Raw genomic sequence first — 20,244 nt, forward strand, 5'->3', positions numbered from 1 at the left:
GTTGTTCCTTGTCCTTGGGCCTGGCTTAGTGGTGCTTGAACGTCACGCGGTCGGGCACCGGCTGGAAGGTGCCGACGCGGCTCCACAGCGGCATGGCGAGGAAGAAGGCGAAGTACAGCAGCGTACCGAGCTGCGACACCTTTTCGCCAACCGGCGACGGCGGCTGCACGCCGAGGTAGCCCAGGATCAGGAAGAACGCGACGAAAACCATCAGGATCGTCTTGTGGAAAGCCGGACGGTAGCGGATCGACTTGACCGGCGAATGGTCGAGCCAGGGCAGGAAGAACAGGATGATCACCGAACCGCCCATGATCACCACGCCCCAGAACTTGGCGTCGATGAAGTAGAAACCCAGCGCCAGCAGTACCGCGATCGCGACCGCGATGCCCTTGACCTTCAGGCTCTTGCTGCGCAGGAACAGGATGCCCAGCAGCACGGCGAAGAAGATCCACAGGATCGGCAGGAAGTTGGCCGTGGTGGCACGCAGCATCGAATAGAACGGCGTGAAGTACCAGACTGGGGCGATGTGCGGCGGCGTCTTCAGCGGATCAGCCGGGAAGAAGTTGTTGTGTTCCAGGAAGTAGCCGCCCATCTCCGGGAAGAAGAAGATCACGGCCGAGAAGATGATCAGGAACACGCCCACGCCCATCAGGTCGTGCACCGAGTAGTACGGGTGGAACGGGATGCCGTCGAGCGGCACGCCGTTTTCGTCCTTGTTGGCCTTGATCTCGACGCCATCCGGGTTGTTCGAGCCCACCTCGTGCAGCGCGATGATGTGGGCGACGACCAGGCCCAACAGCACCAGCGGCACCGCGATCACGTGGAACGAGAAGAAGCGGTTCAGCGTCGCGTCGCTGACCACGTAGTCACCGCGGATGAACAGCGACAGGTCCTGGCCGATCACCGGGATCGCCGAGAACAGGTTGACGATCACCTGGGCGCCCCAGTACGACATCTGGCCCCACGGCAGTAGATAGCCCATGAAGGCCTCGGCCATCAACGTCAGGAAGATCAGGCAGCCGAAGATCCAGACCAGCTCGCGCGGCTTGCGGTACGAACCGTACAGCAGCCCGCGGAACATATGCAGGTAGACGACCACGAAGAACGCCGAGGCGCCGGTCGAGTGCATGTAGCGGATCAACCAGCCCCAGGGCACCTCGCGCATGATGAATTCGACGCTGGCGTACGCCACCGGGATGCCGGCGGCGTTCAGCGTGCCATCCGGCTTGTAGTTCATCACCAGGAAGATGCCGGTGACGATCTGGATCACCAGCACCAGCAGCGCCAGCGAGCCGAAGAAGTACCAGAAGTTGAAGTTCTTCGGCGCGTAGTACTTGGACAGATGGTCTTCCCACAGCTGCGTCGCCGGGAAGCGCGCGTCGATCCAGCCCAGCAGGCCGGTCGTCTTGACTTGCTTTTCCGCCGCCATGATCAAGCCTCTCCTTTTTCGTCTTTGCCGATCACGATCGTGGTGTCGGTGAGGAACTGGTATGGGGGAACGTCAAGGTTCTGCGGTGCCGGCTTGTTCTTGAAGACGCGGCCTGCCAGGTCGAAGGTCGAGCCGTGGCACGGGCAAAGGAAACCGGGGTCGGAACCGAGGGTGGGATTGGCGCCAGCCGCGAACGGGCCGGACGGGGAGCAACCGAGATGGGAACAGATACCGACGACGACGAGGATGTCCTTGTGCTCGGGCCGGGAACGGGTTTCGTTCTTGCAATACTCGGGGGTTTCCATCGTGAACGGAATTTCCGAGTTCGGGTCGGCCACTTCGGCGTCGGTCTTTTTCAGCGACGCCAGCATCTCCTCCGTGCGACGCAGAATCCAGACGGGCTTGCCGCGCCATTCGACCGTCATCATTTCGCCGGGCTTGAGCCCGCTGATGTCGGCCTCGACCGGCGCACCTGCCGCCTTGGCCTTTTCCGACGGTGCAAAGGTACTGACAAACGGCACCGCAACCGCCACTCCTCCGATGCCGCCAGCCACAGACGTCGCGATCAACCAGTTGCGACGCCCCTTATCCACGCTCTTCACGCTTTGCTGGTCATTCATTCCAAACCCCAGGGGAAGTCAATTTAGATTTTGCGTCAACCGTAAATTGTACCTTAGGCACATTGGGCAGTGAAAGCGCGGTAACCCGGGGGTGTTCGGTCATCGCGCGAGCGTGCAAGGCAGCCCCGCCGATCGGCCCGAATGCCGCGACAGGCTTGCGTTTGCGGCATCCTTGCGGCAGTCTTGCGCTGCGGTCCGTGGTGAAAAATGAACAACAGCAAGGAGTTAAGCCATGAGCATGATGTCGGAATTCAAGACCTTCGCGATGCGCGGGAACGTGGTCGACCTCGCGGTCGGCGTGATTATCGGCGCAGCTTTCGGAAAAATCGTGGATTCCGTGGTCAATGACCTGATCATGCCGTTGGTCGGCCGCATCATCGGCAAACTCGACTTTTCGAATCTGTTTCTGGTGTTGTCCGACCCGCCGGCCGGAACGCCAATGACGCTCGATGCCTTGAAAAAGGCCGGCGTACCGGTATTTGCCTACGGCAATTTCCTGACCATCCTGGTCAACTTCCTGATCCTGGCCTTCATCATTTTCATGATGGTGCGCGCGATCAATCGCCTGCGCGCTGCCGAGCCGCCGGCACCGGCGCCCGAAGATCCGGAAGACATCAAGCTGCTGCGCGAGATCCGCGACAGCCTGAAGACGACGCGGGCCTGAGGCCCCGGGGGCCGCGGCGCCCCGGCGTTGCGGCGTCGCGGGCGGACCATTCGGTCAGACCGCGTTCGCACCTCGCTCAGACCGGATTCGGGATGTCGATGAAGGTATGGCGCAGGCCGAACTGCTGCGCCAGATGGGTGCCGAGCGCCTGAATGCCATAGCGCTCGGTGGCGTGATGGCCGGCGGCGATATAGCCGACGCCGCTCTCGCGCGCCAGGTGCGTGGTCTGCTCGGAGACCTCCCCGCTCAGATAGACATCGACTCCGGCGGCGATCGCCGCGCCGAAATAGCCCTGCGCGCCGCCGGTGCACCAGCCCACTGTCCGAACGGGCTGGTCCGGATCGCCGATCGCCAGGGGCTCACGCCCGAGCACGCCCGCGATGTGGTCGGCCAGCATGCGCAGCGTCATCGATTGCGGCAACGTGCCGGTCCAGCCGAGCTGGTCGTCCCCGAAGCGGCCGGTCGGATTCAGCCCGAGTTCGTGCCCCAGCTGCGCGTTGTTGCCTAGTTCGGGATGGCCGTCCAGCGGCAGGTGATAGGCCAGCAGATTGGTATCGGACACCAGCAGGCGGCGCAGCCTGCCATGCTTCTGGCCGATGACGCGAGCGTCTTCGCCGCGCCAGAAATAGCCGTGATGGACCAGGATCGCATCGGCACCGGTTTCGATGGCGGCATCGAGCAGCGCGGCACTGGCCGTCACTCCCGTCACGATGCGGGTGACTTCCGGCCGACCTTGTACTTGCAGACCGTTCGGGCAATAGTCCTTGTAGCGGGGGACTTCCAACAGGTCGTTCAAGTACAATTCAAGCTCTTTTGTTTTCATTTTCAGCCCAAACTCCAATATGTTGCGCCGCTTCTGGCTGTTCTTTGCCCAGGCCGTCACGGTTGTGCTGGCCATCTGGTTTGTCGTGGCGACATTGAAACCGGAATGGTTGCAACGCGGGCGCGTCGCGGTCCAATCCGGTTCGCCAATCGTCGCGCTCAAGGAAGTGGTGCCGAACGTCACAGGCCCATCCGCGGAACGTTCTTATAGCGAGGCGGCGCAGCTGGCGATGCCGGCGGTGGTCAATATCTTCACCAGCAAGAACGGCGCGCGCCGCGGCAACCCGCAGGCCGACGATCCGTGGTTCCGCTTCTTCTTCGGTGACCGGCTGCCCGAGCGGCAGGAGCCGGTGTCGAGCCTGGGCTCGGGCGTGATCGTCAGCGCCGAGGGCTACATTCTAACCAACCATCATGTGGTAGACGGCGCCGACGAGATCGAGGTCGCGCTGACCGACGGCCGCAAGGCCAACGCCAAGGTGGTGGGCTCGGACCCGGAAACGGATCTCGCGGTGCTCAAGATCACGCTGAAGGATCTGCCGGCCATCACGCTGGGACGCCTCGAGAACGTCAAGGTCGGCGATGTGGTGCTGGCGATCGGCAACCCGTTCGGCGTCGGCCAGACCGTGACGATGGGTATCGTGTCCGCGCTGGGCCGCAGCCATCTCGGTATCAATACCTTCGAGAACTTCATCCAGACCGACGCGGCGATCAACCCGGGCAATTCGGGCGGCGCGCTCGTCGACGCGCAGGGCAATCTGCTGGGCATCAATACGGCGATCTACTCGCGTTCGGGCGGCTCGCTGGGCATCGGTTTCGCGATTCCGGTGTCCACCGCCAAGCAGGTGATGGAATCGATCATCTCGACCGGCTCGGTGACGCGCGGCTGGATCGGCGTCGAGCCGCAGGACATGACGCCGGAGATCGCCGAATCGTTCGGGCTCGAGGCCAAGGAAGGCGCGCTGATTGCCGCGATCGTGCAAGGCGGCCCCGCAGACAAGGCCGGCGTGCGGCCGGGCGATGTGCTGGTTGCCGTGCAGGATCAACCGATCACGGATACCACAGCACTGCTCAATGCGATCGCGCAACTCAAGCCGGGTACTGAAGTGAAAATGAAGGTGGTACGCCGTGGCAAGCCGACCGAGGTGACGGTGACGATCGGCAAGCGCCCTCCTCCACCGCGGCGCGTGTTGCCGTACGACGAGGAAGATTGAGGACGTTCGGAAGGCGCGATAAAGCGAAAGCCCCTTGGTGTTGCCAAGGGGCTTTTTATTGGCGTCTATGGATCGGGGAGCCGAGCGCGGGGAGGTACCATTGTGCCCGCACCAATTGGCCACCGCAGGCTGTAGCGCGCGCGGCACCGTGGCGGTGGGACGTTTCGGAACCCGGCTCCTTCTGAAGCGCGCGTTGCATTGTCGCCGGCCACTGGGCAAGGCCACCTCCACGGGCGGGTGCGTTATCCCGCGGGCGGGACGGGCGCGGACAACGCTATTGACGGCGCGTCTTTTCGTGGACGCGGGCTTGGCCTGACTCCCGCCGCGGCCCTACCGTCCGATCGCGCGCTGGTCGCCGACGTGGCCAGCTCGGCTTCCTGGCCGGACGCCTTCTCGAAGCCCATAACAACAACGATCAGGACACCACAAAACAAAACGCCGGCATCCCGAAGGATGCCGGCGTTTCGATCAAGCTAACTTGATGCGATCGCTCGCGTCAAATTAGAACTTGTGACGCACGCCAACGATGGCGCCGATCTGGTCCTTGTCGGCTTGAACATTCGCCGGACCGTAGCCAGCAACGCCCAGCTGCGAACCGTCCTTGTTCAGAGCGTACGACACCGATGCGTAGATGTCGGTGCGCTTCGACAGGGCGTAGTCGCCGGTCAGCGCGAACTGCCACGGATCCGCACCGGTGCGGCGGAAGTCTTGGTAGTACGCAGCGCCGGTAACCGAGAAGGCCGGGGTCAGCTGGTAAGCCAGGCCGGCCCAATACAGGTTCGACGTGCTGTTGTCGACGCTCGGTGCACCCGGCAGAACGGCGCCGTCAGCAGCCTTCGCCCAACGGTAGCCCACGAATGCCTTGGCCGGGCCGAAAGCATACGAACCGGCGACAGTCGCGCGGCGGATACGACGGCCGCTGGCGTCAACCACGGTGCCAGCCGGAGCGCCCGGCACAGCAACGGTCGTGCCATGGGTTTCGTCGTACGCAGCACCGACCGCGAACGGGCCAGCAGCGTAGCTCAGCAGCGCGCCGTACTCTTGGCCGCGGCGGAAGGCACCAGCCTCTTCCTGCCCTTCGTTACGGAACGAGTACATGGCCGACGCGGTCAGGCCACCGAACTTGCCGACGTACTTGACGGTGTTGTCCGCACGCGATTGGAATTCCGGAGCGATCGACGTGATCGAGTAACGCGGAGCGATCGCCATCGGGTCGAATTGCAGACCGAAGTCATACATCACGGTCTGTTGACGGCCCAGGGTCAGGGTGCCGAACTGGTTCTGCAGACCGACGTAGGCAGCACGGCCGAACAGACGATTGTCTTGGCCCGAGCGACCGGTATCGATGTCGAAACCGCTTTCCAGCACGAACAGACCCTTCAGGCCACCGCCCAGGTCTTCCACGCCACGCAGGCCCCAACGCGAGCCCGACTGGCCACCCGACTGCATGCGGAACAGGTTGTCGCCGTTCGGGCCAGCGTTGTTGTTGTACTCGATACCAGCGTCGACCACGCCGTACAGGGTCACGCTCGACTGGGCGTAGGCACCACCAGCGGCCAGGGCGGCGACTGCAGCTGCAAACAGTTTCATCTTCATATCGACACTTTCCTTGTCAACTGATTGGGAAATCTTGGGTTGCCCAAGTGCATGGGCGACGCATTCACCATCACGTCTGCTGCGTATTATGTGTCAGGCTCCCGCGCGCTCAGAAGGCTTTTTCGTCGTAAACCGTTCCTGAGGGCGGCTTTTGTTGCTGAACAGCAACAGGAGAAACGGTGATTTTCCCCATTTTGGTGCAAAAAGGACGCAAGGTTTGCGCTCTCTTGCCCTCATCAGTCGGCTTGCGACTCTTTTGCGGCGCCGTCATTGGGCAGCGGACGGCCGATGACCTTGGCCATCAGCAGGCCAAGCTCGTAGAGCAGGATCAGCGGGATCGCCAGCAACAGCTGCGACAGCACATCGGGCGGCGTGACGATGGCGGCGATGATGAAGGCGCCAACGATCACATACGGGCGGATCTGCTTGAGCTTCTCCAGCTCCACCACGCCGAAGCGCACCAGCACGATGACGACCACCGGCACCTCGAAGGTGATGCCGAACGCCAGGAACGTCGTCATCGCGAAGCCGAGATACTTGTCGATGTCGGTCGACATTTCGGCACCGAGCGGCGCGTTGTAGTGCGCCATGAAGTGGAACACCGTCGGAAACACCAGGAAGTAGGCAAAGGCGACGCCGAACAGGAACAGCAGATAGCTGCTCGTGACCAGCGGCATGATCAGCCGCTTCTCGTGCTGATAGAGCCCGGGCGCGACGAATTGCCAGACCTGGTACAGCACCCATGGCAACGCGATCAGGAAAGCGACCAGCAACGTGACCTTCATCGGCACGAAGAACGAGCCGGTCACGTCGGTCACGATCATCTTGCCGCCCTTGGGCAACGACTCCATCAGCGGCCGCGCAAACAGGTTGAAGATATCCGGCGCCCAGTACACCAGGCTGACGAATACCACCAGCACGCCGGCGACGGCCTTGACGATGCGCTCGCGCAGCTCCACCAGGTGGGAGATAAAGGTTTCCTGCGGGGATTCGTCTTGGGGATCGGGGGAACGCGATTCGCTCATGGCGGCAGCCGCTCAGCAGCGGTGGGCGGACAACAGGGAAGAGAAAAGCGACATCGCGCGCGGCAAGGCGCGCGACGAACGTGCGGACCGGTCGGCCGCCGGCATCGGGGCGGACTGCCGCATGGTCACTCGAAGAAAGAACGGGCGGGACGCGTCGCCGGACGGTGCCGCTTGACGCGGGCAGCGCCGGATTGCGCCCAGACGCGGACGTTGTTCTGGCGCTTGTACCACTTCGGCACGGCGGCCTGCTTGACGCGCCAGCTCTTGCGGCCGTTGTGCATCTTGTGCGCGCTGTCCCAGCTCGGCACATACGAGGCAGGCACATCGGTGCCGGCGGGGGTACCGATCTCGCTGGTGTCGCCGGACAACGCCTCGTTCAGCGACTGCGCCTGCTCGTTGACCTCTTTGTGGATGGTCCGCTCGACATCGCGCGCGGCTTCCTCGAATTCGGTGCGCATGCGGCGCAGTTCGTCCAGCTCGACCTCGCGGCTGACCTCCGCCTTCACATCGCTGATATAGCGTTGCGCGCGCCCGACCAGCGCGCCGACGGTGCGGGCGACCTTGGGCAGCCGCTCGGGACCGATCACGATCAGCGCGACCGCGCCGATCAGCGCCAGCTTGGAAATGCCCAGATCGATCATGCGGGATTCAATGCCAGTGCCGGGCGCGGCCGGGCGCAATGCCCTGCGCCGCCGCCCGGAGGAAGGAGGGAATCAGTGTACCGGGGGCCGGCCCGGCCGATGCGGGGCCGCGCCGGCCGGACGCCGACTGACTGCATGATGCGGATTACTGCTGCTGGCGCGACTTTTCCTTGGCGTCCACGTCGATCGTGGTCGAGTCGCGCAGTTCCTTGGGCGTGCCGGCGGCGGTGTCCTCGCCCGCCGGGGCGTTGGGATCCTTCATGCCGTCCTTGAAGCCCTTGACCGCGCCGCCCAGATCCTGGCCGATATTGCGCAGCTTCTTCGTACCGAAGACCAGCATGACGATCACCAGCACGATCAGCCAATGCCAAATGCTAAACGAACCCATTTTCCTGCTCCTGATGAAGCCCCGCGCGGCACCTTGCCACGCGGACCCGTTGTTCCGTCCGAGCTCGCACGCCGGGCGACGGTAGCCGGCGCTGTTCCGTCCGCCGCGAGCGGCAGGACGTCATTCTTTACTCCAGGCTTGCCGCGGCGGCCTACGGCAGCGCGACCTTCCATTCGGTCCGCGGCCCGCCCATCACGTGCAGATGCAGGTGATAGACCTCCTGGCCGCCGTCCGAACCGGTGTTGATCACGGTGCGGAAGCCATTGCCGCAGCCCGCCTCGCGGGCCAGCTGCGGCGCCTTGAGCAGCATTTTAGCAAGCACGTCGCCTTCGCCCGGGCCGCAGTCGGCGAGCGAGTCTACATGCACCTTCGGAATGATCAGGAAGTGCACCGGCGCCTTCGGATGGATATCGTGGAACGCCAGCATGTCGGCGTCCTCGTACACCTTGCGCGACGGTATCTGGCCGGCGACGATCTTGCAGAAGATGCAATTCTCGTGTGCGTTCATGAAAGTTTCATTGCGAAGTGAAGGACACCGGCAAGCCGGAATTCAGCCTGGCCCGGTTCGCGCCGTCTGGAAATCTAGAAACGCTGCTCCGGGTACATCGGCTTGCTGTCGTTCAAATACAACCAGCCTTTGACAATACGGTAAAGAATCCACAGCGACAACAGGCCCCAGACGATGAAGGCCAGTGCGATGCCGACCACGGTGGCAAACAGCACGCCCCCCAGCACGGTCCACGCGACCGACCACCAGAACGAGCGGATCTGCCACGCAAAGTGCGATGCATAGAGTGTGCCGCGCGCATCGTCGCGCTTGACGTAGTTGATGATGATCGCGATCAGCGCGGTGATGCCGCCGGTCAGCCAGAAAATCGCATACAGCCCGTACAGGATATGGGTCAGCTTGCGCAGGCTGTCGAGCTGCGCGCCGCCGCTGCTGGGCACCACCTGGCCGGGATAGTCCTGGCCGGGATAGTCGTTGCTCATTGCACCTCCTTGCGTGTGCGCACGGTTCGGTCCAGACGATACTGTGCCACACGATACACCGCCGCCCGCCGAGGGGCGCCGGCGCTCACTTCGGCTCGGCCGTGCGCGCGGCCTTTTCGGCCAGTCCCGACAGCCCCTCGCGGCGCGCCAGTTCGGCCACCACGTCGGCCGGACTCAGGCCAAAGCGGGCCAGCAGCACCATGCTGTGGAACCACAGGTCCGCGACCTCGTAGACGACCTTGTCGAGCGCGGGGCCGGCCAGGCCGGCGGCGCGCGCGTCCTTGGCTGCCATTACCGTTTCGGTCGCTTCCTCGCCGATCTTCTTCAGGATCGCGTCGTCGCCTTTATGAAACAACCGCGCGACATAGGATTTGTCGGGATCGCCGCCGTGTTCGGGCTTGCGCGATTCGAGCACCGCGGCCACGCGCGCGAGCACGTCGGCCAGCGCGTCGGCCTGGTTCGCAGAAGAGTCGCTCATCAGTGATTGCTGCCGTAGATGGACGAGGGGTCCTTCAGCACCGGTTCGACGGTCTGCCAGTCGCCGTCCTCGACGTCGCCCTCGAATTTCTGGAAGAAGCAGGAATGGCGGCCGGTGTGGCAGGCGATGTCGCCGGCCTGCGTGACCTTCAGCAGCACCACGTCCTCGTCGCAATCGAGCCGGATCTCATGCACCTTCTGCACATGGCCTGACTCCTCGCCCTTGTGCCACAGCCGCTTGCGCGAACGCGACCAGAACACCGCCTCGCCGAGCTCGACGGTGCGCTGCAGCGCCTCGCGATTCATGAAGGCGAACATCAGCACGTCGTTGGAGCCGACTTCCTGCACGATCACCGGCACCAGGCCGTGGTCGTCCCATTTGACCTTGTTGAGCCACTTCTTTTGCATCGTCAAACCCGCATCGGAATGCCCTCGCGGGCCATGAATGCCTTCGCCTCGGCCACCGTGTGCTGGCCGTAGTGGAAGATGCTCGCCGCCAGCACCGCGTCGGCATGGCCGATGCGGATGCCGTCGGCCAGGTCCTGCAGCCCGCCGACGCCGCCCGAGGCGATCACCGGCACGCCGACCGCGTCGCTGACCGCGCGGGTCAGTTCGAGATCGAAGCCGCTCTTGGTGCCGTCGCGGTCCATGCTGGTCAGCAGCAGCTCACCGGCGCCGCGGCGCGCCATTTCGCGCGCCCACTCGACCGCGTCGAGGCCGGTGGCCTTGCGCCCGCCGTGGGTGAACACTTCCCAGCGCGGCGGCTCGCCCGGTGCCGAGCTGCGCTTGGCGTCGATCGCTACCACGATGCATTGCGAGCCGTAGCGCGCGGTGGCGTCCGACACCAGCTGCGGATTGCTGATCGCCGACGAATTGACGCTGATCTTGTCCGCGCCAGCATTGAGCAGGCGGCGCACGTCCTCGACGGTGCGCACGCCGCCGCCGACCGTCAGCGGAATGAACACCTGCGAGGCCACCGCCTCGATGATGTTCAGCATCAGGTCGCGGCCGTCGCTGGTCGCGGTGATGTCGAGGAATGTGATTTCGTCCGCGCCCTGCTCGTCATAGCGGCGCGCGATCTCGACCGGGTCGCCCGCGTCGCGCAATTCAACGAAGTTGACCCCTTTGACCACCCGCCCGTTGGTCACGTCCAGGCAGGGGATGATACGTTTGGCTAGCATCGGAATCCTTGCCACGCGGCGCGCGCAGGCACGGCGCGACGCGGGCAGCAGCGCCCCCCCGGGGGCGCAATGGCGACGGCTTACTGGCCGGCGCCGAGTTTGTCCGCGAGCGCCTGCGCGTCCGCGAAATTCAGGTCGCCGGAGTAGATCGCGCGGCCGCAGATCACCCCTTCGACGCCTTCGCTCTCGACCGAGCACAGCCGGTCGATATCGCTCATGTTCGACAGGCCGCCGCTCGCGATCACCGGAATCGACACCGACTGGGCCAGCTTGACGGTGGCATCGATGTTGATGCCCTGCAGCATGCCGTCGCGGCCGATGTCGGTGTAGATGATCGCCTCGACGCCGTAGTCCTCGTACTTGCGCGCCAGGTCGATCACCTCGTGGCCGGTCAGCTTGCTCCAGCCGTCGGTGGCGACCTTGCCGTCGCGGGCATCGAGACCGACGATGATGTGGCCGCCGAACGCCGAGCATGCATCCTTCAGGAAGCCCGGATTCTTGACCGCGGCGGTGCCGATGATGATGTACGACAGGCCGTCGTCCAGCCACCGCTCGATCGTGTTCAGGTCGCGGATGCCTCCGCCGAGCTGGACCGGGATCTCTTCGCCGACCTCGGCGATGATGGCCTTGATCGCGGCCTCATTGCGGGGCTTGCCGACGAAGGCGCCGTTCAGGTCGACCAGGTGCAGACGCCGCGCGCCCTGTTCCACCCAATGTCGTGCCATGGCGGCGGGCTCTTCGGAGAAGACGGTGGCCTGGTCCATATCGCCTTGTTTGAGGCGTACACATTGACCGTCCTTCAGGTCGATGGCCGGAATGAGCAACATAAGCGTGACGAGCGTGTTGAAGTAAAAAGGTTGTCCTGGCGGGACCGGCGCTGCCGGCCCGGCCTTGCCTGCGTCGAACGGCTTGGTGAATCAGGGCTTCCAGTCCACGAAATTCCGGTAGAGCTGCAAGCCGAGTGCGGCGCTTTTCTCCGGGTGGAACTGCGTGGCAAAAATATTATCCCGGGCCACCGCGCTGGTAAACACGACGCCATATTCGGTTTCCCCGGCAGTATGGGCGGAATCGCGCGGCTGCACATAGTAGCTGTGGACGAAATAGAACCAGCTCTGATCGGGAATACCCTGCCACAGCGGATGCGGGCGGGTCTGGCGAACGCGGTTCCAGCCCATCTGCGGCACCTTGTAGCGCGAGCCGTCCGGCTGCGTCATGCCGTCGAGCTCGAAGCGGACCACCTCGCCCGGCATCAGGCCCAGGCATGGCGTGCTGTCCGCACCGGCCCTACTTTCCCTGCTCGCTTCGAACAGCATCTGTTCGCCAACGCACACGCCCAGCAGCGGCTTGCTGGCCGCGGCCTCGAGCACGGCCTCGCGCAGCCCCGAGGCATTGAGCGCCGCAATGCAGTCGGGCATCGCGCCCTGGCCGGGCAGCACCACGCGCTCGGCGGCGCGGATGCCCTCGGGCGCATCGACGACGCGCACATCGGCGTCGGGCGCCGCACGGCGCAGCGCCTGCGCCACCGAGCGCAGGTTGCCCATGCCGTAATCCACAATTGCAATCGTAGTCATGATGTTGGAAACGGCCGTGGCATCGCGTGGCCGTCCCCTCGGAAACGGTGGAGGGTGGTGGAGTCCGGTAGAGATCGGTAGAAACCGGTCGGCGTGGGCGGCAGCAGGAAAACCCCGCCACCCTTCATCGGACCGGTATCGAAATCAGAGCGTGCCCTTGGTCGACGGAATCGTATTGGCCGCGCGCGGGTCCAGCTCTACCGCCATGCGCAGCGCCCGGCCGAAGGCCTTGAATACCGTTTCGCATTGATGGTGGGCATTGATGCCGCGCAGATTGTCGATATGCAGCGTCACGCCGGCATGATTGACGAAGCCGCGGAAGAACTCGATGGTCAGGTCGACATCGAAGCTGCCGACGCGCGCCCGGGTGAACGGCACGTGGAACTCCAGCCCCGGGCGGCCCGAGAAATCGATCACCACGCGCGACAGGCATTCATCGAGCGGCACGTAGCTGTGCCCATAGCGGCTGATGCCCTTCTTGTCGCCGATGGCCTTGGCCACCGCCTGTCCCAGCGTGATGCCCACATCCTCGACCGTATGGTGGTCGTCGATATGGGTGTCGCCCTTGGCCTCGACCTCGAGGTCGAACATGCCATGGCGGGCGATCTGGTCCAGCATGTGGTCCAGGAAGGGAACGCCGGAAGCCAGCAGCTGGCGTCCGGTGCCGTCCAGATTCAGCGCGACGCGGATCTGGGTCTCGGAGGTATTGCGGGTGACCTCGGCAACACGCATGGTGCTAATCCTGCAGCGAGGCGGCAAACGCCTCGAGAAACTGCGCATTTTCTTCGGGGGTGCTGACCGTCACGCGCAGACAGTTGGCCAGCAATGGGTGCATTTTACTCACGTTCTTGATCAGCACCTTGCGCGCGAGCAGCCGATCGAAGATTCGCGCGGCATCGGGCACGCGCACCAGCAGGAAATTGCCGGCGCTGGGGAACACGGTAACGCCCGGATGCGCGGCCATCGCCGCGGCCACGCTGGCGCGTTGGGCACGCAATTGCGCGGCCTGTTCGTCGAGCACGTCGACATGCTCGAGCACGAACAGCGCCGTCGCCTCGGTCAGCACGTTGACGTTGTACGGCGGGCGCACCTTGTCGATCTGCGCGAGCCAGGCCGGATCGCCGGCCAGGTAGCCGAGCCGGATGCCTGCCAGGCCCAGCTTCGACACGGTGCGCATCACCAGCAGATTGCCGAACTCCGGCAGCCGCGGCATCCAGCTGTGCTGCGCGAACGGCTGGTAGGCCTCGTCGACCACCACCAGGCTGTGGCAGACCTCGCCCTGCGCGGCGCGCACGATCGCCTCCATGTCCTGCTCGTCGAACAGCGTGCCGGTCGGATTGTTCGGATAGGCGAGGTAGATCACCGCCGGCTTGTGCTCGGCCATCGCGGCCAGCATCGCGGCGCGGTCCAGCGTGAAGTCCGCGCGCAGCGGCACGCCGACGAACTCGAGGCCGGTGAACTGCGCCGACATCGCGTACATCACGAAGCCCGGCACCGGCGCCATCACCTTGGCGCCCGGCCGTGCGACCGCCAGCGCCAGCATGCTGATGATCTCGTCCGAGCCGTTGCCGAGCAGGATCTCCATGCCGGCGGGCACATCCATCACGTGCTTCAGGCGCGCGCGCAGCGCCTCGCTGGTCGGCACCGGATAGCGGTTCAGCGCGACCTCGGCCAACCGCTTGCCGAGCTGCTCGCGCAGCGGCGCAGGCAACTGGTACGGGTTCTCCATCGCGTCGAGCTTGATCAGACCGTGCGAATCGGCCACGTGATAGGCGCCCATGGCGCGGACGTCGTCACGGATGATTCGCTCGATCAGGGAAGGCTCGACTGCTGACATGGATTCCTCTTCGGTTGGGGAGTAAAGGGACGGCACGCGGGCCGCCCCGGCAAATCAACTGCGCTTGAGGCGGTATTCGGCGCTGCGGGCATGCGCCTGCAGGCCCTCGCCATAGGCAAGTTCCGCGGCGATCTGGCCCAGCATCTGCGCGCCCGCCTCGCTGACCTCGATCAGGCTCGAGCGCTTCTGGAAGTCATAGACGCCCAGCGGCGACGAGAAGCGCGCGGTGCGCGAGGTCGGCAGCACGTGGTTCGGCCCCGCGCAGTAGTCGCCCAGCGATTCGCTGGTGAACTGGCCCAGGAAGATCGCGCCGGCGTGGCGGATCTTCTCGGCCCACTGGCGCGGATTGAGCGCGGAGATCTCCAGGTGCTCGGGCGCGATCGCGTTGGCGATGTCGCAGGCCTCGTCCATGTCGCGTACCTTGATCAGCGCGCCGCGGCCGCCGATCGAGGCCGCGATCACGTCGCGGCGCGGCATGTCGTCGAGCAGGCGGCGGATGCTGTCCTCGACCTTGAGCAGATAGCCGGAATCCGGGCACAGCAGGATCGACTGCGCCATCTCGTCGTGCTCGGCCTGCGAGAACAGGTCCATCGCGACCCAGTCCGGGTCGGTGCTGCCGTCGCAGATCACCAGGATCTCGGACGGGCCGGCGATCATGTCGATGCCGACCGTGCCGAACACGCGGCGCTTGGCCGCGGCGACATAGGCGTTGCCCGGGCCGACGATCTTGTCGACCTGCGGCAGCGTCTCGGTACCGTATGCGAGCGCGCCGACCGCCTGGGCACCGCCGATGGTGAACACGCGGTCGACGCCGGCGATCGCCGCGGCTGCGAGCACCAGCGGGTTGCGCACGCCGCCCGGGGTCGGCACCACCATGATCACTTCCTTGACGCCGGCGACGCGGGCCGGAATCGCGTTCATCAGCACCGATGACGGATAGGCCGCCTTGCCGCCCGGCACATAGAGGCCGACGCGATCGAGCGGCGTCACCTTCTGGCCGAGCACGGTGCCGTCGGCCTCCGCGTATTCCCAGCTATGGCTGCCGCATTCGATCTTCTGCTTCTCGTGGTAGGCGCGCACGCGCGCCGCGGCCGCCTCGAGCGCGGCGCGGCGTTTGGGCTCGAGCTCCTCGAGCGCGGCGTCCATCTCGGCCGGCGACAGTTCCAGCGCGGCCAGCGATTCGGCTTCGACACGGTCGAAGCGCATCGTGTATTCGAGCACCGCGGCATCGCCGCGCACCTTGACGTCGGCCAGGATCTGCGCAACGGCGCGCTCGATGGCCTCGTCCTCGCCGGCCTCGAAGGCCAGCAGCTGGCGCAGCCGCACGGGGAAGTCCGTGCTGGCCGAGTCCAGTCGGCGGATGTTCAGGCTTTGTTCGTTCATGACTCCATTCCCCGGGCCGTCGGCCATGGCATCACGCCACGGCCGCGGAGGCCCGTTCAAACGCTTCGAGGATCGGCGCCAGCCGCTCGCGCTTGAGCTTGAGCGCGGCCTGGTTGATCACCAGGCGCGACGAGATCTGCACGATCTCCTCGACTTCCACCAGATTGTTGGCGCGCAGCGTGCCGCCGGTGCTGACCAGGTCGACGATCGCATCGGCCAGCCCGACCAGCGGACCGAGCTCCATCGAGCCGTACAGCTTGATCAGATCGACGTGGACGCCCTTCTTGGCGAAATGCTCGCGCGCGGTCTGCACATACTTGGTCGCCACCGCCAGCCGCGCCCCCTGCCGTACCGCGCGGACATAGTCGAAGCCCGCCGGCACCGCCACCGACATGCGGCAGCGGGCGATATTCAGGTCGATCGGCGCATACAGGCCGGCCATCCCATGCTCCATCAGCACGTCCTTGCCCGCCACGCCAAAGTCGGCGGCGCCGTACTGCACATAGGTGGGCACGTCGGAGGCGCGCACGATGATCACGCGCACGTCCGGGTCGGTGGTCGGCAGGATCAGCTTGCGGGAGGTTTCCGGGTCTTCGGTGACCTCGATGCCCGCGGCCGCCAGCAGCGGCATGGTTTCGGTAAAGATCCGGCCCTTGGATAGGGCCAGGGTCAGCTGGTTCGGAGAAGGGCTCATCGTCTTGTTCGTGGGTCAGCCGGCGATGCGGCGGATGCGCGCACCGACGGCGGACAGCTTGTCTTCCATGCGGTCGTAGCCGCGGTCCAGGTGGTAGATGCGGTCGATCACCGTTTCGCCGTCGGCGATCAGGCCGGCAATCACCAGGCTGGCCGAGGCGCGCAGATCGGTCGCCATCACGCGCGCGCCCGACAGGCGCGGCACGCCGGTCACCACCGCGGTATTGCCTTCGACCGCGATATTGGCGCCGAGCCGGTTCAGCTCCTGCACGTGCATGAAGCGGTTCTCGAAGATCGTCTCGGTGACCCGCGCCGTGCCGTCGGCCACGCAATCGAGCGCCATGAACTGCGCCTGCATGTCGGTCGGAAAGGCCGGGTATTCGGAGGTGCGAAAGCTGACCGCCCGTGGGCGCTGGCGCATCGACAGCCGCACCCAGTCGGCGCCGCGCTCGATCGATGCACCGGCTTCAACCAGCTTGTCGAGCACCGCGTCCAGAATGACCGGCGGGACATCGCGCACCACCACCTCGCCCAGCGTCGCCGCGGCGGCGCACAGGAACGTGCCGGCCTCGATGCGATCGGCAATCACGCGATGCTCGGCCCCGTGCAGGCGCTCGACGCCGTGAATCACCAGCCGGTCGGTGCCGATGCCCTCGATGCGGGCGCCCATGCTCACCAGCAGGTTGGCCAGGTCGGTGACCTCGGGCTCGCGCGCCGCGTTCTCCAGCACGGTCTCGCCCTCGGCCAGCGTGGCCGCCATCAGCAGGTTCTCGGTGCCCGTCACCGTGATCATGTCCGTGACGATGCGCGCGCCCTTGAGCCGGCGCGCACGCGCGTGGATGAAGCCGTGCTCGATCGCGATGTCGGCGCCCATGGCCTGCAGGCCCTTGATGTGCTGGTCGACCGGCCGCGCACCGCTGGCGCAGCCGCCGGGCAGCGATACCCGCGCCTCGCCCAGGCGCGCGACCAGCGGCCCGAGCACCAGGATCGACGCGCGCATGGTCTTGACCATTTCATAGGGCGCCTCGGGCGAGAGGATCGCGCCCGCGTTCAGCGTCAGGTGCGTGCCGTCCTGCTCGACCTGCACGCCCATCTGGCGCAGCAGCGCCAGCATGGTGCGCACGTCCTGCAGATCAGGCACGTTGTCCAGGGTCAGCGTGTCGGCCGTCAGCAGGCTCGCGCACAGGATCGGCAGGGCGGCGTTCTTCGCCCCCGAGACGCGGATTTCGCCGCGCAGCGGTCCGTTGCCGTGGATTTCGAGTTGATCCATGAGGATGCGCGGCCGCTCAGCGCTGGCCGGGCTGGCCGGCATGTTCGCCCTGCCCGCCTTGCCATTCGGCCGGCGTCAGCGTCTTCATCGACAGCGCGTGGATCTCGGCCCGCATGCGGTCGCCGAGCGCGGCATAGACGCGCTGATGGCGCTGGATCAGCCGCTTGCCCTCGAACTCGGCGCTGACGATGGTGGCAAAGAAGTGCTGGCCGTCGCCCTCCACTTCGAGGTGTTCGCAGGGCAGCCCCTGGGCGATGTAGTCCCTGACTTGTTCCGGTGTAGGCAGCATGGTGAATCTCGTTTCGTCTGTGTGCGTCCCGCTCTCGCGCGTGTCGGCCCGGCCTGGTCTCGCAAGATCAGTGCCGCAGCTTGTAGCCGGTCTGCAGCAGCCGCAGCGCGATGGCCGCGACGACCGCGAAGGCGCTCGCCACCACGGCCAGGCTGAACCACGGCGACACGTCGGAGACGCCGAAGAAGCCATGGCGGAACCCGTCGATCATGTAGAAGAACGGGTTGGCGTGCGACACCGTCTGCCAGAACGCGGGCAGCGAGTGGATCGAATAAAACACGCCGGACAGGAAGGTCGCCGGCATGATCAGGAAATTCTGGAAGGCGGCCAGCTGGTCGAACTTCTCGGCCCAGATGCCGGCGATCAGGCCCAGCGTGCCGAGCATGCCGGCGCCGAGCAGCGCGAAGACGACGATCCAGGCGACATTGGCCACATGCAGGTCGGCGAACCAAACCGTCACCAGCAGCACGCCCAGGCCGACCGCCAGCCCGCGCACGATGGCGGCGGTCACGTAGGCGCCGAACATCTCCCAGTGCGACAGCGGCGGCAGCAGAACGAACACCAGGTTGCCGGTGATCTTGGACTGGATCAGCGACGACGAGCTGTTGGCGAACGCGTTCTGCAGGATGCTCATCATCACCAGCCCGGGCACCAGGAAGGCGGTGTAGCTGATCTGGTCGTAGACGCGGACGCGGTCCTCCAGCACATGGCCGAAGATCAGCAGATAGAGGATCGCGGTCAGCACCGGCGCGGCAACGGTCTGGAAGCTGACCTTCCAGAAGCGCAGCACTTCCTTGTAGAGCAGCGTGCGAAAGCCCACCAGGCCGCCCACCGCCATCGGCGCCAGGTGCCGGCTGTCGTCGCCGCCGCCGTGACGGGCGTCCTGTTGCGCCTGATCGAGTCCGGCAGGATGTTTCATACCGGGCTCTCCAGCGAGGAAGGGGTGGCATTGACCGGTTCGGTCGGGGCCGCGGCGCGCTTGCCGCCGTCGCCGCTCGCGCCGCCGTCAGCGTCCCTGTCCGCGTCGCGGTCCGCTCCGGCGTCACGCGAAGCCGGCTTGCGCCCTTCTCTCCCCATGATCTGCACGAATACGTCCTCGAGGTCGGCCTTGTTGATTTCCATGTCTTCGATTTCGCAGCCCGCCTCGCGGCAAGCCGCGAGGATCGGTTCGACCACCTGGTAGCCGGACAACCGCAGCCGGATCGCGCGCTCGCCCGGATTGGACGGCATCCGCAGCGGCTCCAGCGAGGCCGGCAGACGGCCGGCCGACAGCGTCAGCACCAGTTGCAGGCCGGCGAACTGGCTCAGCAGGCTGCTGGTGCGGTCCAGCGCCACCACCTCGCCGAACTTGAGCATCGCGATGCGGTCGCACAGGGCCTCGGCCTCTTCCAGATAGTGGGTGGTCAGGATGATGGTATGACCTTCGCGGTTCAGCCGGGAGATGAATTTCCACAGCGTCTGGCGCAGCTCCACGTCGACGCCCGCGGTCGGTTCGTCGAGCACGATCACCGGCGGACGATGCACCAGCGCCTGCGCGACCAGCACGCGGCGCTTCATGCCGCCCGACAGTTGCCGCATGTTGGCGTCGGCCTTGTCGGTCAGGTCCAGGTTGGCCATGATCTCGTCGATCCAGTCGTCATTGCGGGTCAGGCCGAAATAGCCCGACTGCAGCCGCAGCGTCTCGCGCACGGTGAAGAACGGATCGAACACCAGCTCCTGCGGCACCACGCCCAGCATGCGGCGCGCCACCCGGTAATCGCCGACCACGTCGTGGCCGTGCACGCGCACCTGGCCCGAGTCGGCCCGGTTCAGTCCGGCGAGGATCGAGATCAGCGTGGTCTTGCCCGCGCCGTTGGGGCCGAGCAGGCCGAAGAATTCGCCGCGCTCGACGCTGAAGCTGACGCCCTTGAGCGCCTGCAGATTGCGGTAGCGCTTGCGGACATCCTGGATTTCGATGGCTTTCATGGCCGATATCGTCTGGCGGGCGTGCGAGCGTCGCGCTGCCGCGCCGGGCTCCTGGAAATGGCGGGGACCGCCTGAGGGTGATACAGCTGCCGGACTGGTCGCCCGCCTGGCTTGCCGGCTGCCGGCGTGGCAGGCGCATCGCGCGTTGGCGCGCGGGCGGTGCTGACGAACGAATAACCCGGAATTATAGGG

Annotated in this window: 24 protein-coding genes; 2 read left to right on the plus strand and 22 right to left on the minus strand. The window is 65.5% G+C overall.

Features of this window, described 5'->3' with window-relative positions; translation table 11 throughout:
* Window positions 1-25: 25 nt before the first annotated feature.
* Window positions 26-1,429: a cytochrome b gene (locus tag F1599_RS06660; protein ID WP_149319696.1), complete on the minus strand. Its 1,404-nt coding sequence runs from the start codon at window positions 1,427-1,429 to the stop codon at window positions 26-28.
* A 2-nt stretch (window positions 1,430-1,431) separates the two neighbouring features.
* The gene (gene petA / locus F1599_RS06665) at window positions 1,432-2,049 is read right to left on the minus strand and encodes a ubiquinol-cytochrome c reductase iron-sulfur subunit (RefSeq protein WP_149319697.1); all 618 of its coding nucleotides are present in this window, start codon (window positions 2,047-2,049) and stop codon (window positions 1,432-1,434) included.
* 232 nt (window positions 2,050-2,281) lie between these two features.
* Between petA and mscL the strand changes: the two genes are divergently transcribed.
* On the plus strand, window positions 2,282-2,713 hold the full coding sequence (mscL, locus tag F1599_RS06670) for a large conductance mechanosensitive channel protein MscL (RefSeq protein ID WP_149319698.1): 432 nt from the start codon (window positions 2,282-2,284) through the stop codon (window positions 2,711-2,713).
* Between the two features lie 76 nt (window positions 2,714-2,789).
* Here mscL and F1599_RS06675 read toward each other — a convergent pair whose 3' ends face one another.
* Complete coding sequence (locus tag F1599_RS06675; protein WP_150082607.1) at window positions 2,790-3,536, minus strand: Nif3-like dinuclear metal center hexameric protein; 747 nt, start codon at window positions 3,534-3,536, stop codon at window positions 2,790-2,792.
* A 19-nt stretch (window positions 3,537-3,555) separates the two neighbouring features.
* On the opposite strand from F1599_RS06675, the gene F1599_RS06680 reads away from it, so the two are divergent.
* Window positions 3,556-4,746, plus strand: a complete 1,191-nt coding sequence (locus F1599_RS06680) for a Do family serine endopeptidase (protein WP_150082608.1) — start codon at window positions 3,556-3,558, stop codon at window positions 4,744-4,746.
* A 501-nt stretch (window positions 4,747-5,247) separates the two neighbouring features.
* Here F1599_RS06680 and F1599_RS06685 read toward each other — a convergent pair.
* From F1599_RS06685 to F1599_RS06775, 19 genes are all read right to left on the minus strand, one after another.
* A complete protein-coding gene (locus tag F1599_RS06685; RefSeq protein WP_149319701.1) occupies window positions 5,248-6,342 on the minus strand; it encodes a porin in 1,095 nt (364 codons plus the stop codon).
* Window positions 6,343-6,578: 236 nt separating this feature from the next.
* Entirely contained in the window at window positions 6,579-7,367 is a 789-nt protein-coding gene (tatC, locus tag F1599_RS06690; RefSeq protein ID WP_149319702.1) for a twin-arginine translocase subunit TatC, read from the minus strand.
* A 125-nt stretch (window positions 7,368-7,492) separates the two neighbouring features.
* A complete protein-coding gene (gene tatB, locus F1599_RS06695) occupies window positions 7,493-8,008 on the minus strand; it encodes a Sec-independent protein translocase protein TatB (RefSeq protein ID WP_150082609.1) in 516 nt (171 codons plus the stop codon).
* A 145-nt stretch (window positions 8,009-8,153) separates the two neighbouring features.
* Window positions 8,154-8,396 (minus strand): Sec-independent protein translocase subunit TatA, encoded by a 243-nt coding sequence (gene tatA, locus F1599_RS06700; RefSeq protein WP_149319704.1) that lies wholly within the window; start codon window positions 8,394-8,396, stop codon window positions 8,154-8,156.
* A 151-nt stretch (window positions 8,397-8,547) separates the two neighbouring features.
* On the minus strand, window positions 8,548-8,904 hold the full coding sequence (locus F1599_RS06705) for a histidine triad nucleotide-binding protein (protein ID WP_149319705.1): 357 nt from the start codon (window positions 8,902-8,904) through the stop codon (window positions 8,548-8,550).
* Window positions 8,905-8,978: 74 nt separating this feature from the next.
* On the minus strand, window positions 8,979-9,386 hold the full coding sequence (locus F1599_RS06710) for a DUF4870 family protein (RefSeq protein WP_223819515.1): 408 nt from the start codon (window positions 9,384-9,386) through the stop codon (window positions 8,979-8,981).
* 85 nt (window positions 9,387-9,471) lie between these two features.
* Window positions 9,472-9,864: a phosphoribosyl-ATP diphosphatase gene (locus F1599_RS06715; protein ID WP_150082610.1), complete on the minus strand. Its 393-nt coding sequence runs from the start codon at window positions 9,862-9,864 to the stop codon at window positions 9,472-9,474.
* Window positions 9,864-10,271, minus strand: coding sequence for a phosphoribosyl-AMP cyclohydrolase (hisI, locus tag F1599_RS06720; RefSeq protein WP_149319707.1), 408 nt, complete (start codon window positions 10,269-10,271; stop codon window positions 9,864-9,866). Before hisI ends, F1599_RS06715 begins: the two co-directional genes overlap by 1 nt.
* 2 nt (window positions 10,272-10,273) lie before the next feature.
* Window positions 10,274-11,044, minus strand: a complete 771-nt coding sequence (gene hisF, locus F1599_RS06725) for an imidazole glycerol phosphate synthase subunit HisF (RefSeq protein ID WP_149319708.1) — start codon at window positions 11,042-11,044, stop codon at window positions 10,274-10,276.
* Window positions 11,045-11,124: 80 nt separating this feature from the next.
* Entirely contained in the window at window positions 11,125-11,871 is a 747-nt protein-coding gene (gene hisA, locus F1599_RS06730) for a 1-(5-phosphoribosyl)-5-[(5-phosphoribosylamino)methylideneamino]imidazole-4-carboxamide isomerase (protein ID WP_149319709.1), read from the minus strand.
* Between the two features lie 90 nt (window positions 11,872-11,961).
* Window positions 11,962-12,615, minus strand: coding sequence for an imidazole glycerol phosphate synthase subunit HisH (gene hisH, locus F1599_RS06735; RefSeq protein WP_150082611.1), 654 nt, complete (start codon window positions 12,613-12,615; stop codon window positions 11,962-11,964).
* 144 nt (window positions 12,616-12,759) lie between these two features.
* Entirely contained in the window at window positions 12,760-13,347 is a 588-nt protein-coding gene (gene hisB, locus F1599_RS06740; protein WP_150082612.1) for an imidazoleglycerol-phosphate dehydratase HisB, read from the minus strand.
* Window positions 13,348-13,351: 4 nt separating this feature from the next.
* Window positions 13,352-14,452 (minus strand): histidinol-phosphate transaminase, encoded by a 1,101-nt coding sequence (gene hisC, locus F1599_RS06745; RefSeq protein ID WP_150082613.1) that lies wholly within the window; start codon window positions 14,450-14,452, stop codon window positions 13,352-13,354.
* Between the two features lie 54 nt (window positions 14,453-14,506).
* Window positions 14,507-15,835, minus strand: coding sequence for a histidinol dehydrogenase (gene hisD, locus F1599_RS06750; RefSeq protein ID WP_149319712.1), 1,329 nt, complete (start codon window positions 15,833-15,835; stop codon window positions 14,507-14,509).
* A gap of 31 nt (window positions 15,836-15,866) precedes the next feature.
* A complete protein-coding gene (gene hisG / locus F1599_RS06755; RefSeq protein ID WP_149319713.1) occupies window positions 15,867-16,529 on the minus strand; it encodes an ATP phosphoribosyltransferase in 663 nt (220 codons plus the stop codon).
* A gap of 15 nt (window positions 16,530-16,544) precedes the next feature.
* Window positions 16,545-17,798: a UDP-N-acetylglucosamine 1-carboxyvinyltransferase gene (gene murA / locus F1599_RS06760; RefSeq protein WP_150082614.1), complete on the minus strand. Its 1,254-nt coding sequence runs from the start codon at window positions 17,796-17,798 to the stop codon at window positions 16,545-16,547.
* Between the two features lie 16 nt (window positions 17,799-17,814).
* Entirely contained in the window at window positions 17,815-18,087 is a 273-nt protein-coding gene (locus F1599_RS06765; protein WP_149319715.1) for a BolA family protein, read from the minus strand.
* Window positions 18,088-18,154: 67 nt separating this feature from the next.
* Entirely contained in the window at window positions 18,155-18,925 is a 771-nt protein-coding gene (locus tag F1599_RS06770) for an ABC transporter permease (protein ID WP_149319765.1), read from the minus strand.
* 77 nt (window positions 18,926-19,002) lie between these two features.
* Window positions 19,003-20,052, minus strand: coding sequence for an ABC transporter ATP-binding protein (locus F1599_RS06775; RefSeq protein ID WP_149319716.1), 1,050 nt, complete (start codon window positions 20,050-20,052; stop codon window positions 19,003-19,005).
* Window positions 20,053-20,244: the final 192 nt, after the last annotated feature.

The sequence above is a fragment of the Cupriavidus cauae genome (genome assembly GCF_008632125.1).
GTDB lineage: Bacteria > Pseudomonadota > Gammaproteobacteria > Burkholderiales > Burkholderiaceae > Cupriavidus > Cupriavidus cauae.

Excerpts from the sequence above, each read along its gene's own strand:
- F1599_RS06660 (WP_149319696.1), bottom strand. The coding sequence starts at position 1,429 with ATGGCGGCGGAAAAGCAAGTCAAGACGACCGGCCTGCTGGGCTGGATC.
- hisA (WP_149319709.1), bottom strand. The coding sequence starts at position 11,871 with ATGTTGCTCATTCCGGCCATCGACCTGAAGGACGGTCAATGTGTACGC.
- tatA (WP_149319704.1), bottom strand. The coding sequence starts at position 8,396 with ATGGGTTCGTTTAGCATTTGGCATTGGCTGATCGTGCTGGTGATCGTC.
- mscL (WP_149319698.1), top strand. The coding sequence starts at position 2,282 with ATGAGCATGATGTCGGAATTCAAGACCTTCGCGATGCGCGGGAACGTG.
- tatC (WP_149319702.1), bottom strand. The coding sequence starts at position 7,367 with ATGAGCGAATCGCGTTCCCCCGATCCCCAAGACGAATCCCCGCAGGAA.
- hisC (WP_150082613.1), bottom strand. The coding sequence starts at position 14,452 with ATGTCAGCAGTCGAGCCTTCCCTGATCGAGCGAATCATCCGTGACGAC.
- hisH (WP_150082611.1), bottom strand. The coding sequence starts at position 12,615 with ATGACTACGATTGCAATTGTGGATTACGGCATGGGCAACCTGCGCTCG.
- petA (WP_149319697.1), bottom strand. The coding sequence starts at position 2,049 with ATGAATGACCAGCAAAGCGTGAAGAGCGTGGATAAGGGGCGTCGCAAC.
- F1599_RS06775 (WP_149319716.1), bottom strand. The coding sequence starts at position 20,052 with ATGAAAGCCATCGAAATCCAGGATGTCCGCAAGCGCTACCGCAATCTG.
- F1599_RS06680 (WP_150082608.1), top strand. The coding sequence starts at position 3,556 with ATGTTGCGCCGCTTCTGGCTGTTCTTTGCCCAGGCCGTCACGGTTGTG.
- hisG (WP_149319713.1), bottom strand. The coding sequence starts at position 16,529 with ATGAGCCCTTCTCCGAACCAGCTGACCCTGGCCCTATCCAAGGGCCGG.
- murA (WP_150082614.1), bottom strand. The coding sequence starts at position 17,798 with ATGGATCAACTCGAAATCCACGGCAACGGACCGCTGCGCGGCGAAATC.
- tatB (WP_150082609.1), bottom strand. The coding sequence starts at position 8,008 with ATGATCGATCTGGGCATTTCCAAGCTGGCGCTGATCGGCGCGGTCGCG.
- F1599_RS06770 (WP_149319765.1), bottom strand. The coding sequence starts at position 18,925 with ATGGCGGTGGGCGGCCTGGTGGGCTTTCGCACGCTGCTCTACAAGGAA.
- F1599_RS06710 (WP_223819515.1), bottom strand. The coding sequence starts at position 9,386 with ATGAGCAACGACTATCCCGGCCAGGACTATCCCGGCCAGGTGGTGCCC.
- F1599_RS06675 (WP_150082607.1), bottom strand. The coding sequence starts at position 3,536 with ATGAAAACAAAAGAGCTTGAATTGTACTTGAACGACCTGTTGGAAGTC.
- F1599_RS06715 (WP_150082610.1), bottom strand. The coding sequence starts at position 9,864 with ATGAGCGACTCTTCTGCGAACCAGGCCGACGCGCTGGCCGACGTGCTC.
- F1599_RS06765 (WP_149319715.1), bottom strand. The coding sequence starts at position 18,087 with ATGCTGCCTACACCGGAACAAGTCAGGGACTACATCGCCCAGGGGCTG.
- hisI (WP_149319707.1), bottom strand. The coding sequence starts at position 10,271 with ATGCAAAAGAAGTGGCTCAACAAGGTCAAATGGGACGACCACGGCCTG.
- hisF (WP_149319708.1), bottom strand. The coding sequence starts at position 11,044 with ATGCTAGCCAAACGTATCATCCCCTGCCTGGACGTGACCAACGGGCGG.
- hisD (WP_149319712.1), bottom strand. The coding sequence starts at position 15,835 with ATGAACGAACAAAGCCTGAACATCCGCCGACTGGACTCGGCCAGCACG.
- F1599_RS06685 (WP_149319701.1), bottom strand. The coding sequence starts at position 6,342 with ATGAAGATGAAACTGTTTGCAGCTGCAGTCGCCGCCCTGGCCGCTGGT.
- F1599_RS06705 (WP_149319705.1), bottom strand. The coding sequence starts at position 8,904 with ATGAACGCACACGAGAATTGCATCTTCTGCAAGATCGTCGCCGGCCAG.
- hisB (WP_150082612.1), bottom strand. The coding sequence starts at position 13,347 with ATGCGTGTTGCCGAGGTCACCCGCAATACCTCCGAGACCCAGATCCGC.